The organism is Pseudoalteromonas sp. SMS1, assembly GCF_021530565.1.
GTDB lineage: Bacteria > Pseudomonadota > Gammaproteobacteria > Enterobacterales > Alteromonadaceae > Pseudoalteromonas.
In genome coordinates this window covers 54,240-66,317 of record NZ_JAKGBI010000012.1, presented here as the reverse complement: position 1 = coordinate 66,317, position 12,078 = coordinate 54,240, and the positions used below count along the sequence as shown (strand labels likewise).

Annotated in this window: 8 protein-coding genes and 1 pseudogene; 3 read left to right on the top strand and 6 right to left on the bottom strand. The window is 42.5% G+C overall.

What is annotated here, in order from left to right; genetic code table 11:
* Window positions 1-513 precede the first annotated feature (513 nt).
* Complete coding sequence (locus L1286_RS13425; protein WP_235407562.1) at window positions 514-2,019, top strand: hypothetical protein; 1,506 nt, start codon at window positions 514-516, stop codon at window positions 2,017-2,019.
* A 728-nt stretch (window positions 2,020-2,747) separates the two neighbouring features.
* Here L1286_RS13425 and L1286_RS13420 read toward each other — a convergent pair.
* From L1286_RS13420 to L1286_RS13410, 3 genes and pseudogenes are all read right to left on the bottom strand, one after another.
* On the bottom strand, window positions 2,748-3,251 hold the full coding sequence (locus L1286_RS13420; RefSeq protein ID WP_235407561.1) for a helix-turn-helix domain-containing protein: 504 nt from the start codon (window positions 3,249-3,251) through the stop codon (window positions 2,748-2,750).
* A gap of 379 nt (window positions 3,252-3,630) precedes the next feature.
* Window positions 3,631-4,098 (bottom strand): annotated as a pseudogene (locus tag L1286_RS13415) (integrase core domain-containing protein); the annotation flags it as partial.
* 407 nt (window positions 4,099-4,505) lie between these two features.
* On the bottom strand, window positions 4,506-4,679 hold the full coding sequence (locus L1286_RS13410; RefSeq protein ID WP_235368545.1) for a hypothetical protein: 174 nt from the start codon (window positions 4,677-4,679) through the stop codon (window positions 4,506-4,508).
* A 194-nt stretch (window positions 4,680-4,873) separates the two neighbouring features.
* Here L1286_RS13410 and L1286_RS13405 point away from each other — a divergent pair, with 194 nt between their 5' ends.
* The gene (locus tag L1286_RS13405; RefSeq protein ID WP_235407559.1) at window positions 4,874-5,770 is read left to right on the top strand and encodes a WYL domain-containing protein; all 897 of its coding nucleotides are present in this window, start codon (window positions 4,874-4,876) and stop codon (window positions 5,768-5,770) included.
* 137 nt (window positions 5,771-5,907) lie between these two features.
* Here the strand turns inward: L1286_RS13405 and glmS are convergent, their stop codons facing one another.
* Both glmS and L1286_RS13395 read right to left on the bottom strand, forming a co-directional pair.
* Window positions 5,908-7,728 carry a glutamine--fructose-6-phosphate transaminase (isomerizing) gene (glmS, locus tag L1286_RS13400; RefSeq protein WP_235407558.1) on the bottom strand — a complete coding sequence of 607 codons (1,821 nt, stop codon included), beginning with the start codon at window positions 7,726-7,728 and terminating at the stop codon, window positions 5,908-5,910.
* Between the two features lie 30 nt (window positions 7,729-7,758).
* On the bottom strand, window positions 7,759-8,535 hold the full coding sequence (locus L1286_RS13395; RefSeq protein ID WP_235407557.1) for a DeoR/GlpR family DNA-binding transcription regulator: 777 nt from the start codon (window positions 8,533-8,535) through the stop codon (window positions 7,759-7,761).
* 158 nt (window positions 8,536-8,693) lie between these two features.
* Between L1286_RS13395 and L1286_RS13390 the strand changes: the two genes are divergently transcribed.
* Entirely contained in the window at window positions 8,694-9,590 is an 897-nt protein-coding gene (locus L1286_RS13390; protein ID WP_235407556.1) for an aspartyl protease family protein, read from the top strand.
* 46 nt (window positions 9,591-9,636) lie between these two features.
* Here L1286_RS13390 and L1286_RS13385 read toward each other — a convergent pair whose 3' ends face one another.
* The gene (locus L1286_RS13385; protein ID WP_235407555.1) at window positions 9,637-12,048 is read right to left on the bottom strand and encodes an ABC transporter permease; all 2,412 of its coding nucleotides are present in this window, start codon (window positions 12,046-12,048) and stop codon (window positions 9,637-9,639) included.
* Window positions 12,049-12,078: the final 30 nt, after the last annotated feature.

The window sequence follows — 12,078 nt, the reverse complement described above, 5'->3', positions numbered from 1 at the left end:
CAATTATCACCCCGCGTAACAAACTACTTACTGTACGCAGAAATGAACCAAAGCCAAGAAAGAAGTGATTCTCTACAAATAAACAGTACTATTTCAGTACCCGTTCTTAAGTTACGCACTTTTGTACCTCAACTCGCATGTTCTCTTACGCTGGATATAAGTTAATATAAGAAGCAGATCAGCCGTTGGGGTTCCAGTTGCGGTTTTCATAAGGCTGCAAGCGATAATAGCCATAGAGAAGCAAAAATCGCAAAGAGGTTAAAGCATTCAAAGCACTTTAAAAGTACTTTTCAAGTGTCATTATACTCATTTGCTTTCTTCTCAATTTGGTATGCCAATGTGGATTTCCCGCTCTCTACAGGCATATTTTATAGCCTTTTCCCGGCGACTGTGACACTCTTAGTTAAAGACAAAAAAGAACACCTCTGTATCACCCAATTTTAAAGGGCTGTTCACTCGACCTTTTTTTTGGGCCCATTATGAATTTATCTTGTATATATAGCGCAGTGTGACATGAATAACTTGGTTCATAAATACCTAAAAAAATCCGGACCTGCTTTGAGCTCTGAAATAACTGAGTACCTAGTTAACACGTTGGAGCTAACTCCGGACGCTGCTAGACAAAGAGTGTCCAGAGCTGGCGAGGACATTTTACGATTAGACCTGTCATTTCCGAGACGAGCCAAGTTCCTTTTTCTAAAGGAACAAGCCGGTAGCAATTTGTATTGGGTTCGCCTCGAACTAGCTTTACTGTCAACTAACTCTGCCTATGGTTTTGCTATAACAGCATTGAAGGAAAGGGGCGGCATTATGCCAAGGCGCCATTTTGAAATAGCCTGCGGCGCTCCCATTAGACAAAAGAAACATCTAGCGGCAGAAGTTGTACTCAATAAATTAAAGTCTGCAAATCTATTTAAAGAAATACACGTCGAAGGCATAGGACCCTGCATATACCTAGGGCTTCATGTAAATCATGTTGAAACATTAATACCGGCAATGAAAGCAAGGTTATTTACCGAAGAACTTGTTCTTCGTGGGGTTAAAAGCTGGATGCGAAAACTTGGATTTATCTCATACAACCAAGTTTCTGTTCGTTCCTTGGAAAAAAACCCTACGGTAAGCACCACAGCCTGGGACTTGGCAGGCCCATCTTATCTAAGCCCTCTTGTAACTTTCCCGAACAACAGCTCAAAACCCAACCCAGGGTTTGTTGTATGTGACATTCTGCTTAATCATGAAGTTAGCGAGTCTGGAATTGCTCCATTTTTACAAAAGCTAAACGCACTTAGAGGTTTAAAAAATGTGGGTAAGCAACTCTGCTTCTTTTTTGCCCACTCTTTCAGCGATGCAGCATTCAAGAAACTTAAGTCACAAGGTATTTCTCCCTCAACGACCTCAGTAATTTTTGATAACGAAACAGCACGAGGCTTAAAAGAACTAACGGACATACTTTCAGAGGTTGCTATCCGCTCTATTGAGCCTGAAAAAATCGATATCATATTCAACTTATTGGGAAAAATTGAAGGTGCCGCTAGTAGGTTAAGGGGGGCGTTATTTGAATACATAATAGCTGAAACTATGCGATCTGAGTATTCTAACCCTGTAGAGCTGAATCGACTTTGCCAAACCCCAAAAGGAATCAAAGAAGCTGATGTTATATGCTCCAACCATCGGGAAGTCAGGTTCATCGAGGGAAAAGGATATGGATTTAACAAACAAGTATCTGGTGAAGATGCCAAATACTGGCTCACTGAACAGGTACCAATATTTCGAGCCTTTGCCCTGGCCCATCCAGATTGGAGAGATCGACATCTAGTTTTTGAATTCTGGACATCAAGTACGTTTTCAGATGAAGCAATCACGAAGCTAAATACAGCTAAGGAAAACACAAAACAATATGAAGTTGTGTACAGAGACTACAAAGACGTCTCTGCAAAAATAAAAAACTCAAAGAATAAAGCTCTAATAAAGACTTTCGGTGATCACTTTATGAATCACCCATTAAATAAGATTAATTAAACTTCTAAAGTACTTATAAAGTATTTTAAAAGCACTTTATAAATAATTTGAAAGTGACTCAATTTGGCATGCCAAATCGCAAACTGCCTATGTTTCCCCTGGCGGTTCTGCTTCATAAGCACAACTAAACGTCATAGGCATAGGTAAAGGCATAAAGAAAATACGATAGAATGAAAGCCACTCTATTTAAAGAGCAGCTCCCATAGTAAGCCTTAGCCGTTAGGCAGGCTCCGACAGTGTGAACATACAATTTCCCAGCGTCCATAACGGAAACGCTTGTACTCTCGTACACGCACAGGCATAGGGTAGCTACACATAAGCATAGGTACATCTCCTGTATAAATACACATGATTGCGCTAAAGCTGTGCAGGAGATATACTGAATGGTGTCAAATAAACAGTGTCTCTCTGCGTGCAATTCCGCCGCATAGAAATGCTCAGCTTCTCGGCCTTTCCCAATGCATACGCCAATATGCAATATCAGGGCATAGGTCGAGGCGCTCCCTCACGACAATTAATTTCTTCTTATAAAATCATCCTTACTTATATAACTCCTCAATATGCAAAATTCTCTTATATATGATTATTCTACCACGATTTTAACACAACGAAAACACTGAAATAAATATAGCGCCCAACTTATAATATAACACACATTTACACCTAAGTGGTCCAACCAGCTAAAACACCAAAATTTTCAACTTTCCCACATATAGCACTCGATTTATTTAGTCAGATTTACCGCCATCTATTGCAGTAAATACTGTTTTCTTCGGTTTCTTCCTTGTTCTGCGAGCTTTTGCCTCTTCCGCCCTGGCTTTATTAGCCTCGATTTTCTCAAGAGCAAATGGTTCTGCCTCACTGATCAACCCATCAAAATGATAAATATTTGATTTATTTCCCTTGTCTTTATCGGGCCTATATTCTCGACGTATAAATCCCGCCTTCTCTAAAGCTGAAATCCTTCTTTGAATAGTTCTCGGATCTACATTCAACGCTTCAGCTATAGTTTTTTTCGATGGATGAGGCTTATTTTCCGCTTCCCACCAGAAGGTAGACAAGTACAATATGATATTAACGTCCATGGCGCTTAAACCTAGAGCATGCTGCTTTTCCAAAATAATACTGGGAAAGGCAGTCCATCCAGATTCCATAAGAGTTTTTCCCCATTTTTTTTCATTTGTTTGAACAGCTTTTTCTGCTGTAATTTCTTTTGTTTTTGCTGTAGACATGTACGTCGCTCCACTTGAATCATGTCATAATTACAGCACAATAATTATGACATGTAACCTTTATAGGGGAGACGTTTATGCCTTGAGGTGGGGACCTTATGATCTCGATAGTATAGATCTTTATGTCTCTACTCATGAGGACTCAGTTGACTACCAAAGTAGACGTATTGCTAATCAGACTAATCGCCAATTAGACGAATAGGAACAGTACATACTATGATAATAGAGGTGAGGACAAATTTGTCTCCCCATAAGGTGTTTTTGAGGGGAAATAGCAGGATTTATTGTTAGACTAAAGCTATCCTTTTCATTGAACTGTGATTATTTATAGTGCTCCTGTGTAACTCCACCCAATTTAGTACAGCACTTTCGTAGAACTTTATGCAGCCTCAAGATAACCAATTGGTGTCATATAGCCAAGTGAATCATGAGGCCGCTCATAATTATAAGTATCTAATCACTTATCTGTGGTGTCATGTACTTCTTGTAGTGACTCAAACAAGTATAAATCTAATACCTCTTCACGATAGCTTCGGTTAAACCTTTCCGCAAAGCCATTTTGATAAAGGCTGCCAGATTTTATAAATTCCAACTTGATGTTGTTTTCCACTGTCCAAGAGTCCAGTGCAGTTGAGGTAAATTCAGGGCCGTTATCTACTCTAATTTGCTTTGGTTTACCGCGCCAAGCAATGAGCTGTTTTAGTGTCCTAATAAACCTTTCAGCCGTTAAACTGGTATCAACTTCAATGGCTAATGCTTGTCGATTGAAGTCATCGAGTACATTAAATGTTCTAAAACGATGCCCATAGCTTAACGCATCACTCATAAAATCCATTGACCACGACTCATTATGTTGTGTTGGTGCAGTTAATGGTTCAGGTGTTCTCGTTGGTACACGGCGCTTTCCTTTACGTCTTAACCTGACTCTACTTCTTTTATCATGCCGACAATTTGGGTTTCGGTGAACTTACTTTTTCTCATCGTAAATTTTCCTATTTTAGTTAATGGAAAATTCTACTTATGAACTGTTTCAGCTTATGGGGTAGTTACATAAGGTCTGTATATATACTCAACGTCTTCTGATGATTCTTTCTTAGAATCGTTTTTACTCATAATTTTTCCTGGGACCACAGCCCTTGACGAATCATATAAGTTAGATTTATAGTCAAGGACATTGGTTGTTTTCTATAAAATTAGAACAGGGTGGCCGCCCTGAACTGCCAATTTGTATGGAGACCTATTTCGATAGGTCTTTCACTTCTTCTCTCTTCTCACCCCCTTAAATGGTTCTCCATCCATTTTTACATCCATGATTCTTCCTGTATTTGTATCTCTTTTTGCCCATAGTCCTGACGGAGTCTGGAATTGAGAACGCTCTTTTACAGCACCAATTCTCTTACCATCGCCATAAGGTGCATTTTTTGCCATTTTTACCTCCAATTAATTGTAATGATTAAAACATGTTCGCTATCGAACAAAATACATACTACACCTGTGTTTATGAAAGATCAAATAATGATCTCTGCTTTTTTATATAAAAACAAATATCACATATCAAAATGATTCGTGTAATTCATGAAAACTACTGCTAATATCATTAAAAAAATAAGAGTGAAAGTGTTATGGCAACAACTTATGACTACGCTAAATTGAGTGAAGAATATGGGTCGAATGCAGAGCGTCTAGCATTTGTAGACTTTAAACTTCGATTTACAGGCTCGATACAAAGAACGGACTTGGCCGAAGCTTTCAACTTAGCAGAAGCTTCATCTTCAAGACTTTTATCTCTGTATCACAAGCTAAAACCAAATAATATGCAATATGATAGGAGCAGGAAGGTTAATGTGATCTGTGAAGACTCCTATGAGCCTATTATAGCTATGGATGCTGACACTGCTTTAGGAATGCTTTCGCACGGCTTTAACAAAAACAGGTTAATAGGTAAGCCAATATTAAATTATGCACGAGTCGGGAAAGTGCCAGAACAATTAAACATTGATCAGGTGTCAAAAATCACCAGAGCTATGTTTAACCAGCAAGCCATTAATTGCGAATATATCTCCGCGAATAGTTGCAACCATAGCTGCAGAGAATTAGTCCCTTTAACTCTAATATCAGACGGTAAAAACTGGCTTTTTAGAGCTTACGATAGATCTAGTAATAGCTATAGCTTTAAGAATTTCAACTTCGCTCGAGCTTGTAATATTAACCTTAATGTTGTCGAAAAAGATGCGCAGCCATATGAGCTATTAGCTCATGACGTAAAGTGGAACACGATGCTTCCGCTTCTATTAGAATTGCACCCTAGCTTAAATGATGATCTAAAAGCCTCTGTAAGACGAGACTATGGGATGGCAGATAATCAAGACGAAATTATATTAACCGAGAGAGGTGCATTAATCTGGTTGTTGTGTAGTCAGTGGCTCATTGACAAAAGCGATGAGGAATCCGGCCAGAATAAAAACAGGTATTACAATTTTCTACTCAAGAACAGACAAATGCTCTTCGACTACCTGTAAGAGATTATTAAAAAGCCGACTTTTTGTCGGCTTTTCAGTTTATTTTAGTATGAAACTTTATTACTTAGGATGACACTTTAATACTTAGTATGAATCTTTATTCCTAAGCCACAACTTTTTATGTTCGTGCAATCCACTTACTCAACCGTTACCGATTTCGCTAGGTTACGTGGTTGGTCAACATCAGTGCCTTTAATCACAGCAACGTAGTATGACAGTAGCTGTAATGGGATTGTATAGACAACTGGCGCAATGATGTCTTCGACGTGGTTCACATTCATAACACGCATTGTGTCGTCTGATGAGAATGCAGAGTCTTTGTCAGCGAAGACATAAATAATGCCGCCACGCGCACGTACTTCTTCAACGTTTGACTTGAGCTTTTCAAGCAGTTCGTTGTTGGGCGCCACAACAATGATAGGCATATCTGCGTCAATCAGTGCCAAAGGACCGTGCTTTAATTCACCCGCCGCATAAGCTTCTGCGTGAATATAAGAGATCTCTTTCAGCTTCAACGCACCTTCCATTGCAATTGGGTATTGAGAACCACGACCTAAAAAGAGCGAGTGATGCTTGTCGGCAAACTCTTCAGCCAATGCTTCAATGCCATCGGCCATGCTGAGTGCTTCTTCCAGCTTGTTTGGTAGCGTCTTAATAGCATTAACAATGGCACTCTGATCACGGCCTTTCTCTTGCGCGATCGAAGCCGTTAGCATTAATAAACCAACTAGTTGAGTAGTAAACGCTTTGGTTGACGCAACCCCAATCTCTGCACCAGCCTTGGTCATAAATGCCAAATCTGACTCGCGGACTAACGATGAACCAGGGACATTACAAATGGTCATTGAAGCCATGTAGCCCTGCTCTTTGGCAAGACGAAGCGCAGCCAGTGTATCTGCAGTTTCACCTGACTGTGAAATTGTCACTAATAGGCTATTTTCATGAACGAACGACTCACGATAGCGGAACTCTGACGCGATTTCTACATTACAACTCACACCAGCAAATTGCTCAAGCCAGTAGCGCGCAACCATGCCTGAGTGATACGACGTACCACATGCAATGATTTGAACATGTTTCACATCTTTGAAGATTTGATTGGCGCTGTCACCAAACGCGTCAATCGCCACTTTGTCATTTTCAAGGCGGCCTTCTAGCGTATTACGTACCGCCAGTGGTTGCTCGTAAATCTCTTTTAGCATGTAGTGGCGGTATTCACCTTTACCGGAAGCATCTTGCGTGATGTTTGACTCAACGACTTCACGCTCAACCGGGTTACCGTCAACGTCAAAGATTTCAACCGTATCACGTGTAATACGTGCAACGTCGCCTTCTTCCAAGAAGATAAAGCTACGCGTTACAGGTAAAAGTGCCAACTGATCAGAAGCAATAAAGTTTTCGCCTAGGCCTAAACCAATAACCAAAGGGCTACCAGAGCGCGCGACGATGATCTCGTTGTCGTTTTCTTTATCAAAAACAACCGTACCGTACGCACCTTCTAACTGTTTCGTCGCAGCTTGAACAGCTTCTAACAATGTTTTGTGCTGTTGGCGTAGTTGGTGAATTAAGTGCACCATCACTTCTGTATCTGTATCCGATAAGAACGTATAACCATCATCACGCAGTGCAACGCGCAGTGCTTCGTGGTTTTCAATGATGCCATTATGAACGAGCGCGATTTGCTCATTTGATAAATGTGGGTGAGCGTTCGCTTCGGTTACACCACCATGTGTTGCCCAACGTGTGTGTGCAATACCAGTTGTGCCTTTTACGTTTGCGCTGTCCAATGCGCTTTCAAGGTTAGCCACTTTACCGACCGCTTTAACGGTATTCAAAGTGCCAGCATCGCTTAACGCAACACCTGCTGAATCATATCCACGGTATTCTAAACGTTTTAAACCTTCAATTAAGATTCGGTTAACTGGGCGCTCTGCCACAGCTCCTACGATTCCACACATAATCTCTCCATTTTTTGCACGTTTGTGTGTTTAATCTTGTGTGATCTCTGCACAGATCACGTTTACGCCATGGGCCTCGATCGCTTGACGCATGTCTAACGCCAAGGTGTTGTCGGTGATCAAGGTCGTGACTTGCTGCCAAGGCAGCTCTAAATTCGGTATTTTGCGACCAATTTTTTCAGACTCCACCAGCACAATGACTTCTCTGGCAGACTCTGACATCACCTTACTCAAACCAATTAATTCGTTAAACGTTGTTGTACCACGTGCCACGTCAATGCCGTCGGCGCCAATAAATAGCTGATCGAAGTCATAAGAGCGTAGCACCTGTTCGGCAACTTGGCCTTGAAACGACTCAGAGTGGGGGTCCCACGTGCCGCCGGTCATCAATAAGGTAGGTTCATTTTCCAACGACAGGAGTCGATTGGCGATGTTGATCGCATTGGTCATCACCACTAATCCGCGTTTGTTGGCAAGCTCAGGGATCATCGCAGCCGTTGTTCGACCACTGTCGATAATGATACGGTTGTGATCACGGATAAGTGCCGCTGCGGCTTTGGCAATGGCCACTTTGCGCTGCGGATCCTGTTTATCGGTGTCGGTCGCCACAATTTCTTTTGGTAGCGCCACGGCACCACCATATCGACGCAGTAGCAATCCGCTTTTTTCCAGCGCGGTTAAATCCTTTCGAATCGTAACTTCTGATGTTGCAAACTCGCTTGCTAAAGCGTCAACACTCACCTCTCCCTCACTATTTACACGTGAGACGATGGTATGTCGGCGCTGTTGCGTGTTTCGTTTTGTCATCTAATATTCACATAAGTTTCGTTTCGAAATTTATGTGCATTGTAGTCGAAACTTTGCTGTTTATACAAGCACTCATTGTTCAAAAAACTTGCGACCACGACTACCCCGCCATAAAATTATGCACATTGATTAAACCACCGACACATTTAAGCGCAGAAATGAAACACATCATTATATTATTAGGGGTTTTTCTTCACTCTTTTACCTATGCAGCCGTCACACCTTGGCTAGATTTTACCTATCAAAACGGCCTTATCACCATTCCAGTCAAAGTGTCAGATATTGACAGCTACGCCGTGTTGGACACGGGTGCAGGACTCAATGCCATCAACGCAAATTTCGTCACGGCGCATAAACTAAAATACAAACACAGTAGCAATGTCAATATTGAAGGTGCATTTGCTTCACAGCGCAATAAGGTCTATCAAAAGGTGCCGGTGTCATTTTTTGGTATCAACACAAACCTAGAAGGGCTGCCTGAAATAGCGTTAGGTAACCCGAACAACTCGATACTATTTGGTCGTGGTTTTTTCAAATTGTTCAACACCCAAATTGATTATCCCAACCGTCGTATACGCCTGCTTACCCATGACCACCTAGATCTCAAGCAATATGAGAACATCGACTTCAAAATTCAAAAGGGGTATGGCCAACCTATCGTCAAGGTAGAATTGGAAGGTGACTCAGCTTGGATGCTCCTCGACACCGGTTTTACTGGCGGTATTATGATTGAACGCCGCTATGCCGATAAATTTGGCTGGCTAGATACAGAAAACGAAAAAATGTCGTTTTCAGGGGTAAACTCCACAGGCGAAACCGAACATATCAAAGCCAAAGAGGTGAAATTCGGTGCTTTCTCACTCTCGGATGTCAGTGTTACCTTTCCGGCAAAAGGCAGCAAAGCGAACATCGTTAGTCAGTACTCGGCAACAAAAAGCCACGTAAAAGGCGTTAAAGTGAAAGGTATTGTCGGGTATGAGGTGTTCAAACACTTTGTCATGACGATGGATATGAAAGACGGCCACTTGCATATTAGTGCACCAAAGTCTGAATAAACCGAGATGTAAAAATAGGGCCAGCGAATGCTGACCCTGCTGCGTTTTATTCGTAACGTAAAATAAGTGATGGGCGCACACTTGCGGCACGAAAAGCCAACAGAGCCACAGTTAGCCAAGTGCTCAGCGCGACAAATACAGCGCTAAATAAATAAACCCAAGGCGCTTGTGTAATACGCTCATTAAAATGGCTCAGCCAGCCATCTAAAAACCAGTAACTCGCCGGAAAAGCCAGTAACACCGCTGCTGCTATCAGCACCAAATACTCCTGCGCCAGCAAGTTAACAATACTAAAGCGAGATGCACCTAAGACTTTACGCACAGCCACCTCTTTTTGTCTGCGTAATGCGGAGAATGACGCCAAACCTAATACCCCAAGACAAGTCAAAAAGACCGCCAATGAGCTGAATAATAACACCAGTTGCTGCACTCGATATTCACTAATGTGTGCACGTTGGTACTCATCTTCAATACGTGTGATGGAGACTTCATGCAGCTTCAATTGCTGAGCAACCATGGCTTGAATTTGCGAAGAGACTTGCTCGGCAGGTACGCTTTTATCCAACTTCACCACAATGTCTGCAAAAGGACGGTTATTTAAACCTAGGCGGAAAGACAGCGGCAACTTTTGTTGTTTTGCAGAACCCAATTTCACATCGGCTACAACACCCACAATTGTCACTTGTGTGCGTCCTTCATGGGCCGTTGCTTGTTTACCGATAATCTCGTTCGGATCGGTATAACCCGCCAGTTTCATCAAGCTTTCGGTAATTAAGATACCGTAACGTCTTACCTCTTGTTCATCCGTACGCGCCCAATCTGACCCATATTGAGGCAAGAAGTCGCGCCCCGCCAATAAGGAAAGGCCCAGCGCTTCAACAGCATGGTACCCCGTTGAAATTGTAGGCTGTGTTCCCTCAATTTGCTCGCCATTTGGCCAAGTCAAAAAGAGTTCACTGTTCATATCGACCGTTAGGTTCGTGTTACTCACCGTGACTTGAGCCACGCCCGGCAAAGCGCGAATGCTGTCAAATAAGCGATTATTTTCACCTTTAAACAGTGACTCCGCTGGTAACTCCTTGACCAGTAGCCGGTCTGTTTTGCTATACCCAACCTCTAGGTCGTTAACCAGTGCCATCTGCTTGTAAATAATCACCGCAGCGATGATTAACGCGATTGACAACACACTTTGAAAATATAAAGTCAGTTTACGCACCCAAATCGCGGTTTGGCCGCGCTGTAAATCGCCGCTTAATACGCGCTTTGCGCTGAACGAAGAAATGAATAATGCCGGATACAACCCCGATAAAATACCCACTAAGATCACTACGCCGACAACAGAAACTAAGAACCATATCGAAAAGTCCAGACTTAAGTCTCTACCCAGGATCTGATTCACCCAAGGCAACGTCATCTCGATCAATGCCAATGCGATCAGACCTGAAATACTCACTACCAATAATGCTTCCGTTAAAAACTGTTGGATTAATTGCAAACGGCTGGCACCGAGCGCTTTTCTCACACCGACTTCTTTCGCTCGTCGTGCTGCAGCGGCAATATTTAAGTTGATAAAGTTGGTACTCGCAACAATCAGTAACACAATGGCCAACGCCACACTGACCCAAACGACTTGCTCGGATCCACCTGGTTTCATTTCAAATGGGCCGCTGCTGTTGAAGTGTACATCTAATAGTGGCACTAAGTGCAGTGATAGAGTTTTATTTCTTCCTTGCGATTGTTCTGTGAAGACACGGTTGAGCTCAGACTCCAATGCAGGTACATCTGCTTGAGGTGCGAAGCGCATATAAACGTACCCACTGATTGCACCCTGCGCATGATTTGGAATTGCAGTCAGTGTGTGAAAATAAAAGTGTGTGTTGTCTGGCAGGTCTTCAAATACCGCAGCAACCGTGTAGGCACCAGACTCATTGATCAAGCGTTCACCAACAACGTTATCTCGGCCAAACAGACTCATCGCAGTACTGCGGCTGAGCGCCAATTGATTTGGCAAAGTAATGGCTTCCTCGACCGATCCTGCAATCACATCGAGCGCAACGAAATCTAACAGGTTTTCACTGACCGCATAAAAATTTGGTAATTGTACTTCCCTATCCGCAATTTTTACCGCCAAAGGCAGTGGCGCTTGGTAGTACGTCATCTCTTCAGCGTCTGCAATGAGCAACACATCCTCAACCTGAGACTGGCTCTTCATATTGATAGGTTGCTCTGAGCTTGACGCACCAATCAACTGCAACCCCCAGCTTCGATAGTCAGTATGAACTCGATACACTTGTTCAGCATTAGGGTGTTGGCGATCAAAAGACAGCTCATACGCGGCAAATAATGCAACCATAATTGCTGCCGCGAGGCCCAAACTTAGCCCCAGTACATTCAAAGCAAAATGCTGCTTATGTTTGGCAAAAGCACGCACCGCCGTTGTTATATAACTTGAAAACATAATATCTCCTTGGGTTGTACTACTGGCCCA